This window comes from Azospirillum sp. FG154 (genome assembly GCF_057809575.1).
This window is the reverse complement of sequence record NZ_JBMDKF010000021.1, coordinates 1-22367: the sequence shown is the minus strand read 5'-3', so window position 1 is coordinate 22367 and position 22367 is coordinate 1. Positions and strand designations below refer to the sequence as shown.

Below are 22367 nucleotides of genomic sequence, written 5' to 3'. Positions count from 1 at the left end.
ATTTTCTGATGGACGAACCAGCTTATCATCAGCCGGATTGACAGCATCCTGTCTATATCCGAAAATCACTCAGGCGAGCCAATATGAAACTCGGAATCGTTGGTGGGGGTGGAGCCTCTGTAGCTCTGCTCGCCGCGCTCACGCGCACGCAGGTCCCCCCGATCGATATCACTCTTTTTGAGCCTGCGCCGAGCGCCGGACCAGGGCGGGCATATCTGGCCGATACGCACACATCCCTGCTCAACGTGACGGCGCAACGCATGTCACTTTTTCCTGATACCCCTGGGGATTTCTGGGCTTGGCTCGGAAAAACCCAGGCATCGGGTTTGTGCGCCGATGGCTTTGCCCCAGGCTCCTACCTGCCACGCCATCTGTTCGGCCAGTATCTCGAAAATACGGTGTGCGACATCGCCCAGCGGGTCACACGATCCGGGCGATGCTTCGAGATCCAAAAATCAACAGTCTCACGCCTGATTCAGGACAGGCGCTCCATCAGCCTGGAAACGGACGACAGCCGCAGATTTTCCGGTTTTGACAGGATCGTTCTTTGCGTTGGGGTGGGGAGCACGCAAGATCTCCACGGCTTGCGCGGGCACGCCGCCTGTATCAATGACCCCTATCCACTTCGCGACAGGCTTGCTGCGGTTGAGCCAAGTCGCGATGTCGTGGTGCTTGGCGCAGGATTGACGTCGGTGGATGTTGTCCTGTTTCTGCTAAGCAGGGGGCACGTCGGCCGCATCACGATGGTTTCACGCAACGGCCTTCTGCCGTCGGTGCGCACCAGCGCGAACGCCCCCACACTCCACTTCCTTTCGCCGGCCGCTATGCGCCAGCATCTCGAAACCAATCCCGAGATGACGCTGGAAAGGCTCTTCCGCCTGTTCGACGCGGAACTCAAACTGTGCGGGATGTCACTTGCTCGGGTCTGCGCGGAAGCGAAATCGGGTGAAAATTTTCATCGGCGCTTGCGGCGGCAATTGCACGAGGCGGAATCAGGTGGCGCGCTTTGGCAACCGATCATGATCCAGGTCATGCATGGTTTAGTCGAACACATCTGGCGCGCCATGCCGATGAAAGATCGCAGCCGCTTTCTCAGTGAGTGGCACACCCGTTTCATCAGTCTGCTTAGCCCCGTACCGCAGGAGACGGCCAGGAAGCTGTTGATAGCGGCCGATACTGGGCAGCTTCGGGTTGAGCGATGTCATCCGACAGCGCATCTCTATACCGAACCCGGCGGCGTATTCAAAATCCCGCTGGCAACCGGCAGCATCGTCGCCGATGTCATCATCAATACAATCCGGCCGTCAAAGGCCGCGATCCCTCCTCAAGCCACCACTCTTGTGGAGAGCATCACGAAAAGCGGAGCCGCCCGTCTGCATCCATTGGGGGGCATCGACATCGACCCTGACAGCAACCGGCTTGTGGATGCCAAGGGTCTTGCAAACGTACGCCTGTTTGCCTTGGGGCAACTCACAGCGGGCGTCCATTACTTCACGAACTCCATGCTTAAGATCAGTCAACAAGCAACAGTCATCGCTGATCGCCTGATTGCTGAAGTTAACTGAAATCATGAAACAATACTTCAACATCTGCGGAGGGAATTCCAAATGTATCGACAAGATGATATATTTTTTCGACGCATAAAAACCACGGATTCTGAAAATATTATTACAAGATACCACAGAGGAATTGAAGAAGCGTCTCTCAGGATCGTTCCAACGCGGACTCTGGCATTTGCACCCGGCTTCACGTACCCCAAACTGAATGACCGTTGGGAAGAGTTCTTTTCAGTCGCACGGGCATCCTTGACGCCAATTCCGAGCTATGCGGGCTATCCGCTCCATCTGCTTGACCTGATGAAGAATCCGGGAACCCACACGACCAAGACCACGGCATCCTTGCTGATGGTGGCGCGGGCCGTCCGGCATATTAACGAAACCGGCGAATCGATCCTGATCTTCACACCATCTTCCGGTAACAAAGCAATTGCTTTGCGCGATGCAGTAGCGCGGGCCTTGGACCTGAAACTGGCGACGCCGAACCAGTTGCGCATCGCTTCACTTACGCCGACCTCGACTTTGCATAAAATGCGCCGCAACAGCCTGACAGAGTCCGAGGAACTGCGCGGCCTAAACCCAATTCTGCTTTATCCGGGTCCCGAAGCTGCCGATGTGAAAGAAATTGGCAAGGCTTTCACCGAATTGGCTGGGACCAGCAGCAAAGAGCGAATCTGGTATTCGCTCGATATTGCCAACTACAAGGTCGCTGACGCCTGCCGGGCTTTCTATGAATACGAGTTCGCGAAAATCGATCCTACCCGTCGTCGAGTGCAGGCGCATGCGGTCTCAAGCGCTTATGGATTGCTCGGCTATCAACACGGGCTGAACACGATGCTCGGGTTGGGAATCACGCATTCTCAACCCGGTTATCTGCTGGTGCAGCACCTTGCGACGAGCGACATGGTTCGTCACTACTTGAGCGCCGTCCATGACCACGCGTCGGCGCCACAATGGGCGTACCATGCCGACCGCGGGATATACGAACAGCAATCCAATCCCCATTTCCCTCAAGTGACATGGGATCCGGAAGAGAACTGCGAACCCACATTCTACACCCACACTCCCCCGACCTCGCTGGAAATGACAGAACTCATCATGCGGCATGGAGGATCGGGGATTGTCGTCTCGTTGCTGGAATGCCTCCAGCGCTACGGCGCCGTCCGTAATCATCTCGCCAGCAGTGCACGACCGCTTCCCGCCGACCCCCGCCGCCTCGCCGAGTGGTCTCTCGTGATGGGAATGACCGGGGTGCTGAACGCGATCGATCGCGGACTGCTCGATGACACCGATGAAGTCATTCTCCATGGCTCCGGCATGTATCTCGCCGATCCTGCAAACATGCCGGATCGGTCTCAATTTACAGAGGTCCATACCGCCAAGGACATCGCTAGGGCCGTGCTTAGCCCTTGATGGTTCATCGTCCGGCCTTATTGCGCACAGGGTGGGCGTGCGCCAGCGGTCATTGGAGTGACCGCCGACATGACAACATCAAGCGAGACGAAGATGTCCTTTCTTTCATCCAAGAACCTCGATCCGCCTCATGAAAAGCCCGATAATGGAAAAGACCCTACCTTCGACGGCGTCGAGATCGATTCCGATAGCGCTTGGCGTGTCGCGGTGGGGGCAAGCCTAGCAGTCACCATCGTGTATGGCCTCACCTACAGCTACGGACAGTTTTTCAAACCGATGGCCCAGACCTTCGGCGCGAAGGAAGCGGCAGGCTCGATTGTCTTTTCCATTACCTCGCTGCTGGGTTTCGGACTGAGCGCTCTCACTGGCCCGATTGCCGACCGTTTCGGTGCGCGCCCGCTCCTAGTGACCGGCGCGTTGAGCCTTGCAGTCGGGTTATCTCTGACCGCCAAGGCGACGTCGTTGTGGCAGGCCTATCTCTGCTATGGCCTGGGCATGGGTATTGGCCTTGGCTGCGTCTATGTTCCAGCCCTCGCAACGGTCGGTCGCTGGTTTCACCGCTACCGGGCGCTGGCGACCGGACTGGTGGTTACGGGTGTCGGCGTCGGCACCTTCGCGGGTCCGCTCTTGTCGGCTTGGCTTATTGCCGAGGTCGGCTGGCGCACGGCCTATATCTATTACGCTGTGAGCGGCGCGGCCATGATCCTGATGTCCGCCGTGCTGATCTCAAGGCCACCCGTTTCCTTGCGAGCCGCCATGGCGGAACAGGACGGCGCAAGGCGCGGCTTTGCAAAGTTCTATGCTGCGGCCCTGTTGATCAACGTGGTGATCTACGTTCCCTATGTTCATCTTTCATATGCGGCGCAAAGGATCGGCATCGACGCCCTGGCGGCAGCCTCACTCGTGTCGGCAATTGGAATTAGCAACATAATGGGCCGTCTGGCGGTTGCCGGTCTGGCAACCCGCATCGGACCACTGGTCATGTTCAAGCTGTGCCATCTCGGCCTGGGCTTGAGTTTTTTCGTGTGGTTGGCCGCGAACGGCTATATGGGATTTCTCGCCTTCGCGATGTTGATCGGCGTGAACCACGGAATCTACAGCGCCTTGATTCCCGTTGTCCTGGCTGAGGAGTTCGGCTCAGACCATATCGGCAAAATGCTGGGCATCCTCTTCACCGCTCTGGGCATCGGATCAGCCATCGGCCCTCCGCTCACCGGATATTTCGTCGAAATCACCGGAGGTTATGCGTTGGCCCTGTGGGTGCTTGCGCTGATCGGTCTTCTGGGGGCGGCGGTGCTCATGAGGTATCGCACGGCGCAGCCCGCCCAATGACGGGATCCCCTCGGTCTAGGACCAAGCCCCGATAAACCCAACTAAGCGGGATTTGATATCAGCGGCCATTGAAGATGATCGCTGATATACGCGCCGACTACAGCGGCAACGGCCCATGCCGCCGAAGTTTTTGATCCTGATTAGGTCACGATCAAAAGCCACTGACACGATATTAAGAAAGCAGTTCGATATGACGAAATGCAATATCGCGATACTTGGCAGCGGAGCCTTGGCAAGAGCCACCTGCTATGCGTTAGCGAACATCTGCGACGACAATCTTTCCGTCGCCGTTCTTTCCAGAACGGGCGCGAGCGTCGATGAGCTTTGCTATGTTGCGAATACCCGCGCGTCATTGTCAGGCTCGCGCATCCAGTTCATCGCACGGAAAGTTGGCGTCTACACATGCGAGAGACTGGGTGACGTTCTCTGTGAAATCGAACCCCAGCTCGTACTCAACTGCGCATCCGTGCAATCCCCATGGGAGAGTCGGTCGGCCCCGTCGGCGTGGACGGATTTGCTCGCCGACGCTGGGTTCGGATTGACCCTTCCGTTGCAGGCGATCATCCCGATCGAAGTTTCATCGGCGATTGCGCGGCAGGCCAACCCGCCACTCTTCATCAACGCCTCTTTTCCGGATGCCGTAAATCCGCTGCTGAAAGCGCTTAGGCTTCCAATTTTTTGCGGATGCGGAAATGTCGCTCTGCTACAGGCGTCGATCTCTCAGGCGCTGGCTGTCGAACGCGGCGCCCGCGTGAAGGTTCTGGGGCACCATTGGCATCTCTATCCGCCCAAAACCGGCATTCCGGAAGCAATGGCTTGGTTGAACGATACAGACTTGCAGCAGGTCGGAGGCTTGTTGCGCAATCAGCGGGAGGCGGCGCGGCCTGAGCTGAACCATGTCAATGGACTTATCACCGCCCAGTTGCTGGTCGATCTCATTCTCAAGCGTAACGTGCATATCTCGTTACCAGGACCACTTGGAATGCCCGGCGGCTATCCAGTCCAAATCGTGGGGCAAGATATCCGAATTGATCTGCCGCACGGCATGACGCTTGACCAGGCCATGGAATTGAACAGCCGCTGGGCGCAGGCGGACGGGGTGCAGGTCCGGGAGGACGGGCTGATTGTCTTCTCGGAGCGAGGATGCGCCGCGATCCATGGAGTCATGCCAAACTTCAGCCCCTGTTTGGCCGCTGAGGACATCGTCGATCTGGGGGCGCGTCTGTCTTGGCTTCGCAAGCAACTTCGCCAGACGCCTACTCGAAGAAGAGATGCCGGAGATTATAGAATTTCAGACTAGAGTTTATCTGTTCGGAGATGAACCGTGCGAGAGATTCTCAAGGTAACGGAGGATCCAGATCGTGTCCCCGGGCGTGGTGTAGGAACGGAGAGGCGCTCATGGTCTCCGGCTGGTCTGGCCGGGATTGTCAGGCGGCAGACACCGGTGGGATCGCCGCCATTCTGCGCCGGGAAGGTCATCGACGTCCAAAAAATCTCGGCCCTTCTGGGGAACGCCAGACGGCGCTCGCCCTTCTGCGCGAGCCGCGCTTCGTCGATCTCGCCCCGGCGGAGGTCTACGCCACCCTGCTCGATGAAGGTCTCTATCATTGCCCCATCCGTACCATGCGCCGCCTGCGGGCCAAACATGACGAGGTCTGGTCCCGGGACATCACCAAGCTGATGGCGCCAGCAAAGCGCTCCTATTATTCCCTCCACGTCATCCTCGACATCTTCAGCCGCCGGGTGAACTTATCCAAATATCCGAGGAACGGGGATCACCTCAGAAACTGCATTCTCGACAAAATGGAATCTGCCGGGCATTATCAGATTGCGGAGTACCGCAGCGCTGAATTATTTTGATTGGCTCGCGCTAATGGAATGGATAAAAAAAGAGGAAGACGTTGGGAAAAGAATACACCTCAATTTCCAGCCAACTCTCAATTCGGCGGGACAGTCCAGTACCTTTATATCATCAACTTGCCGAACAATTGGAAGAGTCTATTCGGTCAGGAGTTCTTGTTCCTGGGCAAAAAATCGAAAATGAGATTGAAATCGCAAAAGATTTGGGACTCTCCCGTCCAACCATACGTCAAGCCATTGACGTTCTGGTGCGTAAAGGATTGTTGATTCGTCGGCGTGGCATTGGAACACAAATTACCAACAATCCCATCAGACGTCGAGTTGAGCTTTCTTCGCTTTATGATGACCTGGAAAAAATGGGAATGGAGCCGTCAACCAAAGTTCTTGAATACCGTATTGTCCCGATAAACGCAGAATTCTCCAATATTTTTGACGCGGAGACAAATCATAAGCTTGTATACATCGAGCGCCTGAGATTAGCCAAGTCAAAACCATTGGCCCTGATGAGAAACTGGGTGCCACTGCAACTCGCACAGTTCTCTCCAGAGCAATTGCAACAAGGTAGTCTTTACGCATTGCTGCGCGCATCTGGCAATGCGCCGAAGATTGCTAATCAAAAATTTTCTGCGACAGCGGCAACATCCGAACACAGGTCAATCCTGAGCGTTGAAGTCGGCACTCCCCTGCTGTCGATGGTGCGGACCTCGTTCGATGCGACGGGCCAACCCATCGAACATGCAGATCATCTCTATATCGCAGATTCCTACGCAATCGAGGTAACTGTGACGGAGTAGCACGCCCGCCCTGTTCCGTTCTCTGGCGCCTGTCTAAGGCGACAAGCGGAACTGTGAGCGGCGTCATGACCGCGCTCCACACCTCCGCCAAGCGTCCCCCTGGTCCGCGTGGCGACCGCCGCCGCCGGATCGGCGCGGGCGTGTGGCTGCTGCTGGCCATCTCTACCGGCTCGACCGCCAAGGCAAAGTGGCGGAGGCGCTCACCAATCTGCTCGACCAGCCCGCCGCAGCGGCCAGCCCAGCGGCCAACCTTGCCCGTTGACGGCGGCCCAGCGCCGCCACAGCCACAGCAAGGTCAACGCCTCCGGCGCGACCAGATGGGCGTAGGCGACGACGGGCAGGTTCCAATGCAGGCCAAGCAGGATCAACGGCCCGCCGACGCCCCAGCCCAACAGCCCGTCGATGCGGGCGACCTGGGCGAACGCGCCGCTGGCCTGCGACGCCGCACGCAGGATGTTCGCGGCCAGCCGGATCGGCAGCGAGACCGCCAGCGCCGTGACCAGCCCCGACCACCACGGCCCCGATTGCCCGTACAGCGCCGCGCCAAACCAGTCGCCGCTTAGGATCAACGCGGCGGTCAACGCCGCCGCCACCGGCGCGCCACGCCGCCACAAAAGGCCCGCCAACACGGCGACGTCCGAGGCGGAGCGTCCAGCGAACCGCATCGCCAGAAAGCGCAGAAAGGCGACGAAGGGCGCGAAGACCAGCGTCGCCAGCACCGACCCGGCGGCGAAGGCGTTGAACCGCCCGGACTCCGCCGCCCCGATCAGCGGCGAGGCGAACAGAGTCACCGTCACCAGCGCTAGAATTTGCCCGGAGGCGACGCGCTGCGCCTCCCACGCGGTCTTGCGGACAAGATCGAGCGCCCAACGGCGTCCCGGCCACCCGAGTCCGGCGCCCGCCGTCTGCCGCAAATACCGCAGCACCCAACCGACCGACAAGAGGTTCAAGAACAGCCCGGCGACAAAGCAGCCGACAAACCCGCCGTCCAACACAAACAGGAACAAACCATTGAGCGCGGCCTTGCCGACCAACTCGCCCAGCTTCCAGCGCACGACCACGCCCCCGGCCCCGGTCGCGTGCAGGGCGAAGGCGGCGCAGGCGTTGACCAGACGCAGCGGAGCGGCGGCGGCGAACCAGGGAACGGCGGCGGCGGCCAGCGCGGCGGGGCCGTCGGTTCCGACAATGGCCCGCGCCGCCGGTCCATAAAGGACAAGACCAAGCCCGCCCAGCCCCGCGCCAAGGATCGCGGCCAGCCCCAACGCCCGGCGGATCGTCGGCCCCGGATCGCCGTCGCGCGCCGCTTGCGCGATGGTGACGGACGCCACCGCGCCAAAGGCCATCATCGCCACCAGATCGGCAACGGCGATCCGCAGCAACAGCACATAGGCGGCGGGGGCCTGCGGATCGACCCGCGCCAGCATGCCGACGTCGATCTGCTGCATGAGCTGCGCCACCGCGAAGGCCAGCAACAACGCGGGAAAGCCTCGCCAAAACGCGCGGTCCACCCGCTGGCCGGACGCCGTCATGGCCGATTGGCCGGTGCAAGGATCATCGGGGAATCGGGGTCCAGCCGGGGAAACCGTCGGACAGATCATCCCCCGCGATGGTGAAAAAGCCGAACGGCCCGTCGGGCGGCGGCAACGGCTCCTCCAACGTGAATTGCTCGACCCGCCGCCCGCTCAGGATCGAGCGGGTTTTCCAGCCGCACACCAGATCGGGCAGATCGGCGCAGCTCAACGCGATTCCCCCCGCTTCCGATCGGTCGCCGGTGGCCCAGCGCGCCGCCGACGCCCCCATCAGCGACAGGCGCAACTCCGGCGTCACCCGGTCGCGAAAGGCCGATTGGGCCAACCAGACGTCCACCCACAGATAATAGGTCCAGTTCAGGGACAGCTTTTCCACCGCCGCCCAGGCCATGAAGGGGCGGAAGATCGCCAACCCGTCCGGCCCCGACAGGTCGAGCAGGCCAGGGCAGATGTCGAACAGCGTGTGCCAATAGACGCGCAGGCTGGTGTCGATGCGGACAAAGGCGCGGGAGTCGCGCGGGTAATCGCCTTGGCGCGCCGGAACGGTCAGCGCGTCGAGCAGGTCGGCGTCAATTCTGGGCAAGGCAAGCGATGCGGCCATGGTCCCTGTCCTGTGTCCGGGGGGCGAAAACGGCGCGCAACCGGTCGAGATCGGCGACGATGTCGTCCTCGTCGAAATTGTCGTCGCGCTCATAGGTCATGGTGGCGCCGGGCTTGTCGAAGCGGTCGCGGCAGCGCTCCAGAAACGTCATCGTCTCCTCCGACAGCGCGCGGTCATGGGTGTCGAGCACCAGATGCGGTTGCAGGATCGACAAATTGTAACCGGCGGTGTGGAAATGCGGGGTCGCCGCGATCACGCCCTCCCACGCGTCCAACGGAACGCCGCAATTCAGATGGGCGCAAACCGCGTTGGACGCGTCGAACAGCACGCCACAGCCGGTGTCGCGGACCAACCGCTCGTAAAAGGCCGGGGCGTCGTGACCGCCATCCATGATCGACGGGTAATTTTCCAGAAACAGCCGCTGGCCCAAACGATCCTGCCACCAACCCACCCGGCGGCGCACGCGGTCGTAATCGCCGACGTAATCAATCTCGGCCAGATGGTAGAGTTGCCGCCCGCCATGGGTGAAGCGCGCCACATGGTCGGAGACGTAGAGCGGTTTCAGCCGGTCGATCAAGGCGCGGAGACGCCGGGCCAGGCTGTCCAGCGCCGCCTCGTCATTCTCGATGAATTTTGAAAACATGATGTGGAAGCCGACCGGAACCGTGAAATGCCCGGCCAACTCGTCGGCCAGATCGTCGGGCGGAACCGCCAGGAAATTGTCGATCAACAATTCCACATAGTCGATCCGGCCCGCCGCCAACAGCCGCCGCACCAGGGGCGCGGTGTCCCCCAGCGTAAAATTGAACCCGATGCGCATGGCCGCGCCCTTTCCACCCTGGGAAGCCGCCCCCACGCCCGCAGGCGCGGGGACGACCGCCGACTCAGTTCACGCCGACCGGGGCGCAGCACGAACCGCAGCAGACACCGGCGCGGCCAGCGATGGTCATGACCTGCTTTTTCGCAATCTTGATGCTCATGGGATGCTCCTGATTGGGATGATTTTCTAAAAACACATCGTGCGCACAAAAGTAAGACCTGAAAATTTTACAGGACGTTACTTTGAATTGCGGCTGATGTGAGTGGTTTTGTATCATACAATGCTTCGAGAGTCCAAAATGATTCATTCTATTGCGCGACTATTTTCTGCCTTTTGCACGCGACCGCATGATTTTCTGTCCTCACCGCGCCGCCGTCCATGGGTTGGACCAGCGCGGGTTGGTCAACAGGCCGTCGTCGGTCAGCGCGCCGAGGAAGGCCAACAGATCGCGCTTTTCGGTCGGCGTCAGGCCGATGCGGGCGATCAGGCCGCTCTTGTGCGGGTTCAGCCGCCCGTCGCCCTTGTGCGGCCCGGTCGTCACCCGCCGCCCGCCGTCGGAATAGAGGTCGATCACCTCGGCCAGGGTGGCGACGCCGCCATCGTGCATGTAGGGCGCGGTGACGGCGACGTTGCGCAGGCTGGGCGCGCGAAACGCCCCCATGTCGGCGGGGTTGCCGGTGAACTCGAACAGGCCCCGGTTGGGAAAGGGGAAGCCGCCCGCGCCATCGATGTTGTAAAGGCCGGTGTTGTGGAACGGCGTCTCCACCGCGCGGCTGCCGGCATGAACGACCTGGTCGTTGAAATTGAAGCTGCCGTGGCAATGGTGGCATTCCGCCCGTTCGCCGAAAAACAGGGCCATGCCGCGCGTTTCCGGCTCGGTCAGGCTGGCTTTCCCCTGAAGATAGCGGTCATAACGGCTGTCCACCGACACGATCCCGCGCTGAAAGGCGGCGATGGCCTTGATGACGGTCGCCATGCTCAGCGGCTCGGCCTCGTCCGGGAACGCCGCGCGGAACAGCGGCGGGTAGAGCGGTTCCGCGCGCAGCCGTTCCAGAATGACGGGCCGGTTGGCGTCGGTGACGCCCATTTCCACCGGATCGTCGCCGAACAACGGCACTTCCATTTGCCGTTCCAGCGACACCAGCGCCGGGTTGGCCCAGGTGTAGGTGGCGTTCCAGGCGCTGTTCGCCAAGCCTTGCGCGCTGCGGTGGGTCAGACCGCCGGTGGATCCCGGCGACCGCGACCGCCCATCGGTGAAGGCGCGGGATTGGAGATGGCACGACGCGCACGCCATCGCGCCATTGCCCGACAGGCGGGCGTCGTAGAACAGGCGTCGGCCCAGCTCGACCTTGGTCTCCGACATCGGGTTGTCGGCGGGAACGCGCGGTTCGGGGACGTGGGACGGCAAGCCCCACGCCCACCCGTCGGCCAAAACCGACGGGGGCGCCAAAACCAACGCGGAAACCAACGCGGACAGGCCGACGATCACCGCCCGCAGACGCGTCCCGGACACAGCCGACGCCCGCCCGCTCACGGCTTCGCCACCACGGTGAAAGCGGGGGCGAAGGCGGGGGACCGACCGGACTCCAGCGGCTTGCCGTCGCTGAGCGACAGGCCCAGCCGGGCGAAGATCGGACCGCAATCGGCGTCGGTCGGGCCGCTCATGCAGCCGATGGCGCCGCCCTGGTCCTTGCTCAGGTTGGTCCCCTGGAACAGCGACGACAGGTCCAACGCCACCGCTTGGGCGCGCGGGTCAAAGGCGGCGAGCGTCACCGGCACGCGGTTGGACCGGGCGCAGACGACGTTGTCGCCGGTCGCCGGGTTGCCCGAACAGCCGGTGGAGCCAAGATGCACGTACCAGCTTGGCGCCTTGCCGCCGTCCGGCTTGGCGACGCCGCCCGCCGGATCGACCTCCACCTTCACAAATTTGCGCCCGGCCTGCCAGCTCCAGCCCAGCGCCGCGATGTCCAGCGGCGGCGGGGCCTTTTCGGTGCTGGTGTGGTTGAGGGCGGGCGGCACGCCGACGGTGAAGGACAGCCCGGCGTAGGCGGTTCCCGCCGGAACCGCGCCCGTCACCGTGACGTTGGTCGCCTTGGTCCCGCCGACGCAACCGCCGCTCCCATCCTCAAAATCCAGCAGGGCGACGTTGGCCGTCTGCCAATCGTTGACGGTCAGGGTCAGCGGAACCGGCTTGCCCGCCGCGTCGATCAGGGCGACGTCCTGCACGTAAAAACGGGCGTCGCGCAACGTCGCCGCCGTCTTGCCGACGCCCAGCGGCCCCAGCGGAACGCCGCAGCGGGCCGCCTTGCCGTTGGCGGTCAGGGCGAAGCTGATGGCGACCGGCTGGGTCGCCACCTCCGGCGCCGTGCTGGCGCAGCCCGCCAATCCAGCGGCGGCGGCCAGCGCGGCGAGGGTGGAAAACAGGCGCATGCGGTCCTCCTGAGAAGAAATGGGGGCGGGGACGGTCAGAAACGGGCGGTGAAGGTCACGTTCACGCTGCGCCCTTCCTCGTAGCTGTAGGTTTCGGCCTGCGACTGCTGGTAGGTGACGTAAGCCTTGTCGAACAGGTTGGTGACGCCGAGATCGACGCGGTACCAATCGCGGTCATAGGCGACGCCGACGTCGTGGGTCACATAGGCGTCGCGGCGGCGCAGCGCGGTCGAATCGTAATGCTGGGCGGCGGCGGCCTGCCCGACATAGCGCAGGGTCCAATTGTCGCCCAGCCGGTACTGCACGCCCAACGACGCCTTGTCCGGCGGGGCGTAGAGGTTGGCCCCGGTCGCCGCGTCCTTCGCCCGCAGCCGCGAATAGGCCAGCCCCAGCGTCAGATCATCCAGCGTGTAGGCGATTTCCGCCTCCCCGCCCCAGCGTTCGGCGTTGGCGACGTTGCGCTGTTGGAAGATCAACCCGGTGCCGGAGAAGGGCGCGACGCGGCGGTAGGTTCCAATGGTCTGCTGGCTGATGAGATCCTTGACGTCTTCCGTGAAGATGGTCGCCTTGGCGCGCAGGCTGTCGCCCTTGGCGAGCAGATCGTCGAAGGCCAGCGTCAGGCCCGCTTCCTTGGTCTTGCTGGTTTCCGGCTTCAGCGACGGGTTGGGCCGGAAGTTGAACAGCGCGCGGGTGGTGTTCAAATTCCCGAACATCTCGGTCAGGGTCGGCGCCCGGAACGCCTCGCCATAGCTGGCGTAAACGCCCAGGAAGCTCCAGGGCTGATACTTCAGGGCGATCTTCGGCGACAGACGGTCGTTGCTGGACGAGGCTTGGCCGGACGGCGACAGGCGGTAGCTGTCCTGACGCAGCGCGCCGGTCAGCGTCCAGTCGTTCAGGATGCGGATTTCATCCTGGATAAAGCCGCCGAACGCCTGCAACGCGCCGTCGGGCAGCACGCTGTTCGGGCTGCCCGCCGATTGGTTCTTGGCGGTGTCGCGGTAGAAATCCAGCCCGTAGGTGACGCGGTGCTTCATCCAGGACGCCGTTTCAAACGACGTGCTGTTCTGAAGGCTGGCCCCGAAGGTCGCCGTCATCGCCGAGGTCGGATCCAGCGCCGGAACCACGCGGCTTTCGGTGTCGAGCTTGAACTTGGTGTAGTAGGCCGACAGCTTGCCGTCCAACAGGCGCTTGTCGGCGTCCTGGAAGGCCCAGGCGGCGTTGTACTGCTCCTGCCGCCGCTTGAGCTTTTGCGAGAAGGGGAACAGCGTGTTGCCGCCGGGGTTGTTCGGCCCGGTCAGATCGTCGGCGAATTTCTGGTAGCCGAGTTGGAATCGGTTCTGGTCGTTCGGCGTGATCGTGCTTTTGACCAGCGCGCTTTTCAACTGCCCATCGTTCGGCAGGGTCGAGCCGGAACCGCCCGTGCCGGTGTGAATGGTGTTGTAATCGCGGTAGGTCACGCTGGCCAACAGATCGACGCCCTGCGTCCGCGCCGCGCCGGTCAGATTGGTGGAGGCTTCGCCGTTGGCGCTGCGGTAGCCCGCCTTGATCCGCCCGCCGACCGTCCTGCCGGGGGCGAGGACGTCCTCCACCCCGATGGTTTCAAAGGCCATGACGCCGCCCAAACCGCCGCTGCCATAGGCCGCCGAGACCGGGCCGCGCACGACGTCCACCTGCTTGATGACGTCGGGATCGAGCAGCAGCGGCGTGTTCACCCCGCCGTCGTTGTTGCGGCGCGCGCCATCGACCGACAGGATGATTCGCGGGCCGAGCAGGCCGCGAATCGCCGGGCTTTGCGAGGCCGGGCGCGGCCCGCCGCCAAAATTCACGTTGGGCAAGGTGCGCAGCACGGTGGACAGCGTGTTCGCCTGGGCGTCGTCCAACTGCTCCCGCCCGACGGTGGAGACCGAAGCCGGAACGTCGAAACCGCTGTTGGCGGTGCGCGTCGCCGTGACCGTCACGGCCTCCAACTGAAAAATGGGCGAAGCCGCGTGGGAATCGCCGGTTTGGGCGGCGACCTGTTGGGCGAAAGCGGGGGCCGCCGACGACAGTAGCAAACCGGGGATGGCGAGCCAGGAGGCGCGCAGGCGCGTCGAAAGACGAGTCACGTCGGACAATCCTTTGAAAACAATGGAATGATGAAAAACGAACGCGCGGGAACGCTCAGCGTTCGGACGCTGGCAGGGCGGCGGCGTGGGCTAAGGGCGCGACCGGAGCGGACGTCCAAACGCCGTTCAGCCGGTTGGACGCCGTCGCCAATTCCGCTTTCAGCGCGGCGGCCAACGCCAGCCGCTCGTCAGCGGTCAGAAAGCCGCCGACGCTGATCCGGCGGCCATGGCTGCCCAGCGTCAGGCGGGGACCGGCGGAGCCGTCCGCCTCGACCGCGACGCGCAGCCAACTGGTTTGCCAATCGCTGACCGAGCGCCGACCGGCGCCGTCCATCTGCTCCACCCGCGTGCGGTCGGGCCAGACGCGGATGCGCTCGCTCATCCGACGGCGGCGGGAATCGCCGACCAGCGACCAGCCGACGAAGGCGGCGACCAGCAGCCCATAGGCCGCCATCGGCCACGCCCCCAGCCACAGCCAGGCGGTCAGGGTGATGGCGGCGTAGGCGACCAGAACCGCCGCGAAAATCACGCGGCCATGGCGGGTGCCGCTGTCGTTGGGGGTGAGCAGGGCGTCAAACAGCGGATCGGCGTCGGGCAACGCCGAATCCGCAGGAATCGAAGAGATTCCGGGCATGGGGAGACTCCACACGGGCAATCACGGGGCAAGACCGCGCGGAAGACAGGCTCCAACGCGGTCGCGAACGGGATCAGCCGAGGGAGGGGGGAGCGCGCGCCTGAAGGGTGGACAGGAACCAACCGGCGGCGATGCGGTCGCCGGGCAGCGCCTCCGGCCCATGACGCACGGCGTCGGTGGGCATGACCAGCGCGACCGGCGGCGGCAACGCCAAACCGCCGATCAACGGGCAGAGCGGGCAAGAGCCGCCGGACATCGCCGTGTCGGTTTGACCGCTGTCGGTTTTGCCGCTGTCAGGATCGACCGGCGCGCCACGATCATCGAGCAGCACGGTTTTGAAGCCGTCGGGCGTGCAAATGACGATCCGGGCGCTGTCCGAATCGTTGGTCGGCGCGGCCATGGCGGGCATCCAGGCCCAGGCGACGATCTGCAACAGCAACGCGACCGCGCCAGCCAACAGGCTGACCCGCCGCGTCCGTCGCGTCTTGTCCCGGTTCCCGATCATGCCGATCCATCGCTGTGCTCAACCGCTGCGCGCGTCACACGCAGCGCGACACATTACCCCAAGCGCCACGCCCGACACGAGCGGCATTTTCACGCAGGGGCGCCGTGCTTCCCAAAGCGGGGCGGTGAACGGAAAAAGCTTGGAGCGGCAAAGGCCACAGGGCTACGCTGCGTCCCGGTGGTGCGTGGCGTTCCCGGAATGCGTTTCAGGAATGGCCGCGTGAAAAGGGAATCCGGTGCGGCCCGTCAGGGCCAAATCCGGAGCTGCCCCCGCAACTGTAAACGGCAAGCGCCGGGTCACGACGCCACTGGCCAACCAGCCGGGAAGGCGACCCGACGCGCAAAGCCGCGAGCCAGGAGACCTGCCACCGTTCCAACAACCCCAGCAGGCCGTCGGTGGGACGGTCGGGAGGTGGCGATGACGTTTTATCCATCGGGCTGAGCCTTGAATCCGTCTGGCGAATCCGTCTGGCGCGTCTGGACGGCGCCCGCCCGCATTTCCGTTTTCATCGCTCAGGACATCCGCCCATGCACATCGAACCCGGCGTCCTCGACGCCGTCAAAGTCACCGCCGCGAACGGCGCGGCGCTCGCCACGCTGGCCGCCTACAGCCCGGCTCTGGTCCGCCAGCCGGTCGAGCTGGTCAAGACCGCCTTCGCGGCGCTGTTCTTCTCCATCTTCATGGAAATCTTCCATTTGCCGGTGGGCGCGTCGGAGCTGCATTTCATCGGCGCGTCGGCCGTCTATTTCACCTTTGGTTTCCTGCCCACCCTGTTTGGCTTCGCCATCGGCCTGCTGCTGCAAGGCGCGCTGTTCGAGCCGCAGGATCTGCTGCATCTGGGCGTCAACAGCCTGTCGCTGATCGTGCCGCTGGTCGCCGTCCACGAAACGGTGGGCAAGCGTTTCTTCGCCGAGGGCGCGGCCAAGGCGACGGTGACGTGGCGGCGCATCATGGCCTTCGACGCCGCCTATTATTCCGGCGTGGTCGCCATGGTCGGCTTCTGGCTGTTCCTGGGCGAAGAGGCGACGCCGCTGGCCGATTGGGCGCTGTTCGCCGCCTCCTACCTGCCGCTGGTCCTGTGCGAGCCGGTCTTCACCTGGGTGGCGCTGAAAGGCGTCGACCGCCTGACCGCCGCCAACCCGCTGCGCCGCGTCACCGCGCTGGACCGTTTGGCGCTGGCCTGAGCGCTGATCGGCGATTGAGGTGGCCCCGCTTTCTGAACCAGAAGGCAGGGCCACCTCCGTCACGACCGTCATGGAGTTGCGGGGCGGCGCTCTTTCAGCAGCGGCTCATAGCGCGCGTCGGTCAGCGTTTTGAAAAAATGGCCGGCAGGGTGAGGGTTGCGCGCAGCCCGCCGCCTGACCGGTTCTCCAGGGAAATGTCTCCCCCATGTCCCCGGGCGATGGACCGGGCGATGGACAGGCCCAGACCAACGCCCCCGGTGGAACGGTTCCGCGACCGTTCGAGGCGTACGAAAGGCTCGAAGACCCGCTCCAAATCCACCGGCGCGATGCCCGGCCCGCAGTCGTCGACCACCACGCGGACCTCCACGCCGACCGGAGCCACCGACACCGCCGCCGCATCGCCATAGGCCACGGCATTGTCCACCAGATTCCGGATGACCCGCCGCATCGCGGCCGGACGGCAGGTCACCGGAAGCTTCGCTGTCCCGTCGAAGGAAACCGGCGCGCCGACGTCGGCCATGTCGTCGCAGACGCTTTCGACCAGCGAGACGAGATCCACCGCCCGCGCCTCCTCGCCGCCCTCCTCGCGGGCGAAGGTCAGGATGGCTTCGGCGGTCAGCCGCAGCTCCTCGACGTTCTGCAACATTCTCTGCTTCGTCTCGCCGTCGTCGAGCAGTTCGACCCGCAAACGCAGGTTGGTGATCGGCGTCCGCAGATCGTGACTGACCGCCGCCAGCATCCGCGTCCGGTCATCGACGAACCGGCGCAACCGGGCGCCCATGACGTTGAAGGCCGTCGCCGCCCGCCGCACCTCGACCGGCCCCGTCCTCTCGTCCAGCTCCACCGCCTCGCCGCGTCCAAGCCGCTCGGCGGCCTCGCCGATCGACCGGAGCGGACGGGAGATCCGGCGGGAGATGAAGAAGGCGACCAGCGCCACCATGGCGACGGCGGAGAAGATGGACAGCGCCATCGACCCGGCGGGCACCCCTGGGCGAGGGGGCAGCACCGTCGCGGCATTCAGCCAACGGCCGTCGGGAAACAGGACCGAGGCCATGAACTTCAGATGCTCCAGTCCATTCAGGTCATCCAATGGCGGCGTGGTCGGCCGCATGATCTGGACCCGGACCTCCCGGAACGACGTCCCGACCATGGCGCTGAGCCGGGCGCGCGCCGCAAGGATCTCCTCCGTCTGGTGGACATAGGCGGCCAGCTCCTGGCGATCCCACCAGAAGCGAAATTCCGCGCTGCCGGACGCCTCCAGAACATCGTCGTGCAGAGCGGGGGGCGTCGCCGCGACCAGCCGGATGGTCGCCGCAGTCTTGGCGATGGTGTCGTCCAGCCGCAGTTGCTGGATCGCCAACGCGCGCTCATCCAGATAGACGACCCAGCTTCCCAGCTTTCCCACCACGACGGCGGCCGTGAGCAGCAGGACCATCTGGGTGAACAGGGTTCGCGGCACGATGCGGCGGAGCAGGCCGGTCACGGCAGGTCCCTCACGTCGGCGGCGAAGGAATAGCCGCCGCCCCAGACCGTTTTGATCAGGGCCGGATTCCGAGGGTCGCTTTCCACCTTGCGGCGGAGACGGCTGACCTGATTGTCGATGCTGCGGTCGAAGGCGTCGGCGGCCCTGCCCTTGGTCAGGTCGAGCAGCTGCTCGCGGGACAGCACGAGGCCGGGACGGCGCACGAACGCCTCCAGCAGGAGGAACTCCGACGTGCTGAGCGAGACCGCCACGCCATCGGCGCCCGTCAACTCCCGCCGCCCCATGTCCAGCACCCAGCCGTCGAACTCCACGCGCGGGCTGGCGCCGCGTCGGCGGGCCGGTTCCGTGGGCAGGCTGCGGCTGCGGCGCAGCACGGCCTTGATCCGCGCCAGCAGTTCGCGGGGCTCGAAGGGCTTCGTCACATAATCGTCGGCCCCCATCTCCAGCCCGATGACCCGGTCGGTGGCTTCGCCCAGCGCCGTCAGGAAGATGACGGGAAGCTCGGTGGTCTCCCGCAGGTGTCGGCACAGGCTGAGGCCGTCCTCCCCCGGCATCATGACGTCCAGCACCACAAGCTCTGGCGCCGACAGGCGCAGCACGCGCCGCGCCGCCGCCGCGTCCTCCGCCACGGTCACGCGCAGGCCGTGGCGTTCAAGGTAGCGGGCCAGCGTCTCCCGGATGTCGCGGTGGTCGTCGACGAGCAGGACATGGATGGAGGACTCATCGGTCGGGGGCGGCATGGCACACCGTTGGAACTGGGAACACCGGCTGTCGGAAACCGTCGCACGACCGACCGGGCGGCCAAAGCGTGAAATTGTAAAAAACTGTCCCAAGCGCCGGGCCCCGACACGGTTCGATACAGTTCCCCGGTCCGCCCGGCATAGTCTGGCGACATCTGCCCCGCACAAATCGCTCCATCGGCGGAATCCCCTCCGCCGAAGCCCAGTCGGTCGCCCCGCTCTGGCGAGCCCTTCTGTCCAGCGCTCCGATTTCGCCACCGCCCCCGGCATGGCGTGTGTTCGGGCCCTTCCATTTTGACGATTCAACCCCCGCAGGGAGAATGCAATGGCGAGACTCACGATCAACGGCAGGCTGGTGGAGGTCGATGTCGAGGAGGACACGCCGCTGCTCTGGGTCATCCGCGACCATGTCGGCCTGACGGGGACGAAATACGGCTGCGGCGTCGCCCAGTGCGGCGCCTGCACGGTGCATGTCGACGGCGCCGCGACACGGTCCTGCGCGCTGCCGGTCGGCGCCGTCACGGAAGATCAGAAGATCGTCACCATCGAGGAGCTCGGCGCCGAAAAGCCCCACCCGATCCAACAGGTTTGGGCGGAGCTGGACGTCCCGCAATGCGGCTACTGCCAGTCCGGCATGATGATGGCGGCCTCGGCCCTGCTCTCGGACACCCCCAACCCGACCGACGATCAGATCCGCGAGCAGATCGGCAACATATGCCGCTGCGGAACCTACCTGCGCGTGCTTGTCGGCGTGAAGCTCGCCGCCCAGCGCATGGCGAACAACCGCAGTTGAGGGAGCAAGCGAAGATGACCACGCACATGTCCGCCGACAAACGGGCTTCCTCCTTCAGCCTGTCGCGCCGCAGCTTCGGCGCCGGCGCGGTTGCGGGGGCCTTCACCTTCGCATTCTCCTTTCCGCTGCCGGCGCGCGGAATGGCCGGGGGCGCGGCGCCGGAGGTCGATGCCTGGGTGGCGATCCAGCCCGACGACACCGTGATCGTCCGCATCGCCCGCGCCGAGATGGGACAGGGAACCTTGACCGGCCTTGCCCAGCTCGTCGCCGAGGAACTAGACTGCAATTGGGACAAAGTGCGTTTCGAGCTGGTCGAGCCGGGAGAGAACCGGCGCCGCAAGCGCGTCTGGCGCGACATGTTCACCGGCGGCTCGTTCGGCGTCCGGCAGTCGCAGGACTATGTCCGCATGGGCGGCGCCAGGGCGCGGGCCATGCTGGTGCAGGCCGCCGCCGTCGGCTGGCGCGTGCCACCGGCGGAATGCACCGTGGCCAAGGGCGTCATCAGCCATGGCGTGAGCGGGCGGACCATCACTTACGGCGCCGTTGCCGCCGCAGCGAACCAGATCACGCCCCCGACGGAGGTCCGGCTGAAGGATCCGGCGACCTGGACCATCGCCGGGAAACCGCTGCGGCGCCTCGACACCGCCGACAAGCTGAACGGGTCGCTGGTCTACGGCGTGGATTTCAGGATGCCCGGCATGCTGGTCGCCGTGCCGAAGGCCTGTCCGGTGCATGGCGGCAAGCTGAAGAGCTTCGACGCCTCGGCCATCGCCGGGATGCGCGGCGTGACGCATGTGCTGCGCGTCGATGACGAGACGGTGGCGGTCGTGGCGGACAGCTTCTGGCGGGCCAAGACCGCGCTCGACGCCCTGCCGATCGAATGGGACGAGGGGCCGAACGCCGCCGTCTCCAGCGACAGCATCGCCCGGACCCTGCGGGAGGGGCTGAGCGCGGAGACGCAATTCGTCGGCAACCGGGCGGGCGACGCCAAGGGCGTGCTCGCCAAGGCAGCCCGCGTCGTCGAGGCCGATTACAGCTTCCCCTACCAGAACCATGCGCAGATGGAGGTGCTCGCCGCCACCGTGCGCTGGACGCCCCAGCGCTGCGAGATGTGGGGGCCGACCCAGGTGGCCGAAGCGGCTCTGGACACTCTGGCGTCGGCCGTCGGCCTTCCGGTGGAGGCGTGCGAGGTCCATGTGATGCGGATTGGCGGCAGCTTCGGCCGACGCCTCGCCACCGACTATGTGCGGATCGCCGCCCTGATCGCCAAGCAGGTTCCCGGCACGCCGGTGAAGATGATGTGGACCCGGGAGGAGGACATGGCCCAGGGCCGCTTCCACCCGATCACGCAATGCCGGTTGCGCGCCGCCCTGGATGGGAAGGGCGCCGTCGAGGCGCTGCACATGCGCATCTCCGGCCAGTCCATCGCGGCTTTCGCCTTTCCCAGTCGGATGACGGCGAATGGCGACCCGTTCATCTTCCAGGGGCTGGTTCCCGATGGCGCCGAGGCGGCGATCGGTTACAGCCTGCCCAACCTGCTCGTCGACCATGCGATGCGCAACCCGCATATCCGACCGGGAGCCTGGCGTGGCGTCAATCTCAACCAGAACGCCTTCTATCTGGAATGCTTCATCGACGAGCTGGCCCATGCCGTCGGCGAGGATCCTCTGTCTTTCCGGCGCAAGCTGATGGCGAAGCATCCCAAACATCTTGCCGTGCTGGAAGCGGCGGCCAAAGGGATCGGCTGGGACGGCAAGCCTGCTGACGGCGTCTATCGCGGGATCGCCCAGACAATGGGCTTCGGCAGCTATGTGGCGGCGGCGGCGGAGGTGTCGGTCGCCAATGGTCGGCTGAAGATCCACCGGATCGTCGCGGCGACCGATCCCGGCCATGTGGTCAATCCGCAGCAGGTCGAGACGCAGGTCGCGGGATCCTTCGTCTATGGACTGTCGGCGATGCTCTACGGTGAATGCACGGTCAGGAACGGGCGCATCGAACAACAGAATTTCGACACCTACAACGTGCTGCGTCTCGATGAGATGCCGACGGTGCAGGTCATCGTCATGCCGTCGGGCGGCTTCTGGGGCGGCGTCGGCGAACCGACCATCGCGGTGGCGGCGCCTGCCGTTCTGAATGCCGTCTACGCCGCCACCGGCAAAAGGATCAGAAAATTGCCGCTGAAGAACAGCGACCTCGGCGTGAGCTGATCGAACGACGTCTCGCGTAAATTGTGGAGTTGGCGGATACGAACACTGCACGCTTTCAACGTACGGCGCCACTCCCTTTCGATTGTGACTGAATTCATCAGCCTGAACCTGGGGCTGCCAGACCTTGATCGCCGCCCTGCGATCCGACGGCCTGACCGCGTCCTGGATCATCAAGGTGGCGATGAACCGCAAGCTTGGTCCACCGAAGTGTTCAGCCCGTTGGCGCACGCCATCCCAGTCCGTGGCGGCGACCGCGTGACCGTTCTGTTGGATGACGGGTGGCGCGCGACGAACGCCCTGTCGGTGGCCGATCCGCGCTGAATTGAAACAGCAAAAAGCCCCTGAAAGCGGTTTGCTTTCAGGGGCTTTATGATTTGGTTG

19 protein-coding genes, 1 pseudogene and 1 riboswitch are annotated in these 22367 nt (G+C 64.1%); of the genes and pseudogenes, 9 read left to right on the top strand and 11 right to left on the bottom strand.

What is annotated here, in order from left to right:
• Window positions 1-83: 83 nt before the first annotated feature.
• From ACODS4_RS20880 to ACODS4_RS20855, 6 genes and pseudogenes are all read left to right on the top strand, one after another.
• Window positions 84-1565: an FAD/NAD(P)-binding protein gene (locus tag ACODS4_RS20880; RefSeq protein WP_488867119.1), complete on the top strand. Its 1482-nt coding sequence runs from the start codon at window positions 84-86 to the stop codon at window positions 1563-1565.
• 42 nt (window positions 1566-1607) lie between these two features.
• Window positions 1608-2969 (top strand): DUF6002 family protein, encoded by a 1362-nt coding sequence (locus ACODS4_RS20875; protein ID WP_488867117.1) that lies wholly within the window; start codon window positions 1608-1610, stop codon window positions 2967-2969.
• 57 nt (window positions 2970-3026) lie between these two features.
• Window positions 3027-4301, top strand: a complete 1275-nt coding sequence (locus tag ACODS4_RS20870) for an MFS transporter (protein ID WP_488867115.1) — start codon at window positions 3027-3029, stop codon at window positions 4299-4301.
• 115 nt (window positions 4302-4416) lie between these two features.
• Complete coding sequence (locus ACODS4_RS20865; RefSeq protein WP_488867113.1) at window positions 4417-5601, top strand: hypothetical protein; 1185 nt, start codon at window positions 4417-4419, stop codon at window positions 5599-5601.
• Window positions 5602-5768: 167 nt separating this feature from the next.
• Window positions 5769-6047, top strand: a pseudogene (locus tag ACODS4_RS20860) (IS3 family transposase); the annotation flags it as partial.
• Window positions 6048-6202: 155 nt separating this feature from the next.
• Window positions 6203-6955: a GntR family transcriptional regulator gene (locus ACODS4_RS20855; RefSeq protein ID WP_488867111.1), complete on the top strand. Its 753-nt coding sequence runs from the start codon at window positions 6203-6205 to the stop codon at window positions 6953-6955.
• A gap of 200 nt (window positions 6956-7155) precedes the next feature.
• Here the strand turns inward: ACODS4_RS20855 and mbnM are convergent, their stop codons facing one another.
• From mbnM to ACODS4_RS20810, 9 genes are all read right to left on the bottom strand, one after another.
• Window positions 7156-8484, bottom strand: coding sequence for a methanobactin export MATE transporter MbnM (mbnM, locus tag ACODS4_RS20850; RefSeq protein WP_488867109.1), 1329 nt, complete (start codon window positions 8482-8484; stop codon window positions 7156-7158).
• Window positions 8485-8506: 22 nt separating this feature from the next.
• Entirely contained in the window at window positions 8507-9085 is a 579-nt protein-coding gene (gene mbnC, locus ACODS4_RS20845) for a methanobactin biosynthesis protein MbnC (RefSeq protein WP_488867107.1), read from the bottom strand.
• Window positions 9054-9905, bottom strand: coding sequence for a methanobactin biosynthesis protein MbnB (mbnB, locus tag ACODS4_RS20840; protein WP_488867105.1), 852 nt, complete (start codon window positions 9903-9905; stop codon window positions 9054-9056). Before mbnB ends, mbnC begins: the two co-directional genes overlap by 32 nt.
• A 64-nt stretch (window positions 9906-9969) precedes the next feature.
• On the bottom strand, window positions 9970-10065 hold the full coding sequence (gene mbnA / locus ACODS4_RS20835) for a methanobactin (protein ID WP_119832990.1): 96 nt from the start codon (window positions 10063-10065) through the stop codon (window positions 9970-9972).
• A 201-nt stretch (window positions 10066-10266) separates the two neighbouring features.
• Window positions 10267-11418, bottom strand: a complete 1152-nt coding sequence (locus ACODS4_RS20830) for an MbnH family di-heme enzyme (protein WP_488867103.1) — start codon at window positions 11416-11418, stop codon at window positions 10267-10269.
• Between the two features lie 17 nt (window positions 11419-11435).
• Complete coding sequence (locus ACODS4_RS20825; RefSeq protein ID WP_488867101.1) at window positions 11436-12335, bottom strand: MbnP family copper-binding protein; 900 nt, start codon at window positions 12333-12335, stop codon at window positions 11436-11438.
• Window positions 12336-12370: 35 nt separating this feature from the next.
• A complete protein-coding gene (locus ACODS4_RS20820; RefSeq protein ID WP_488867099.1) occupies window positions 12371-14440 on the bottom strand; it encodes a TonB-dependent hemoglobin/transferrin/lactoferrin family receptor in 2070 nt (689 codons plus the stop codon).
• Between the two features lie 55 nt (window positions 14441-14495).
• Window positions 14496-15074, bottom strand: coding sequence for a DUF2244 domain-containing protein (locus ACODS4_RS20815; RefSeq protein WP_488867097.1), 579 nt, complete (start codon window positions 15072-15074; stop codon window positions 14496-14498).
• Between the two features lie 73 nt (window positions 15075-15147).
• Window positions 15148-15579 carry a DUF2946 domain-containing protein gene (locus tag ACODS4_RS20810; RefSeq protein ID WP_488867095.1) on the bottom strand — a complete coding sequence of 144 codons (432 nt, stop codon included), beginning with the start codon at window positions 15577-15579 and terminating at the stop codon, window positions 15148-15150.
• A 161-nt stretch (window positions 15580-15740) separates the two neighbouring features.
• Window positions 15741-15962, top strand: a riboswitch (cobalamin riboswitch).
• 144 nt (window positions 15963-16106) lie between these two features.
• On the opposite strand from ACODS4_RS20810, the gene ACODS4_RS20805 reads away from it, so the two are divergent.
• Window positions 16107-16763, top strand: coding sequence for an energy-coupling factor ABC transporter permease (locus ACODS4_RS20805; RefSeq protein WP_488867093.1), 657 nt, complete (start codon window positions 16107-16109; stop codon window positions 16761-16763).
• A 121-nt stretch (window positions 16764-16884) separates the two neighbouring features.
• On the opposite strand, the gene ACODS4_RS20800 is transcribed toward ACODS4_RS20805, so the two are convergent.
• The gene (locus ACODS4_RS20800; protein WP_488867091.1) at window positions 16885-18246 is read right to left on the bottom strand and encodes a sensor histidine kinase; all 1362 of its coding nucleotides are present in this window, start codon (window positions 18244-18246) and stop codon (window positions 16885-16887) included.
• A complete protein-coding gene (locus ACODS4_RS20795; RefSeq protein WP_488867089.1) occupies window positions 18243-18986 on the bottom strand; it encodes a response regulator in 744 nt (247 codons plus the stop codon). The genes ACODS4_RS20800 and ACODS4_RS20795 overlap by 4 nt, the downstream gene beginning before the upstream one ends.
• A gap of 325 nt (window positions 18987-19311) precedes the next feature.
• On the opposite strand from ACODS4_RS20795, the gene ACODS4_RS20790 reads away from it, so the two are divergent.
• Both ACODS4_RS20790 and ACODS4_RS20785 read left to right on the top strand, forming a co-directional pair.
• Window positions 19312-19779, top strand: coding sequence for a (2Fe-2S)-binding protein (locus ACODS4_RS20790; RefSeq protein WP_488867087.1), 468 nt, complete (start codon window positions 19312-19314; stop codon window positions 19777-19779).
• Between the two features lie 14 nt (window positions 19780-19793).
• Window positions 19794-21986: a xanthine dehydrogenase family protein molybdopterin-binding subunit gene (locus tag ACODS4_RS20785; RefSeq protein WP_488867085.1), complete on the top strand. Its 2193-nt coding sequence runs from the start codon at window positions 19794-19796 to the stop codon at window positions 21984-21986.
• Window positions 21987-22367 lie beyond the last annotated feature (381 nt).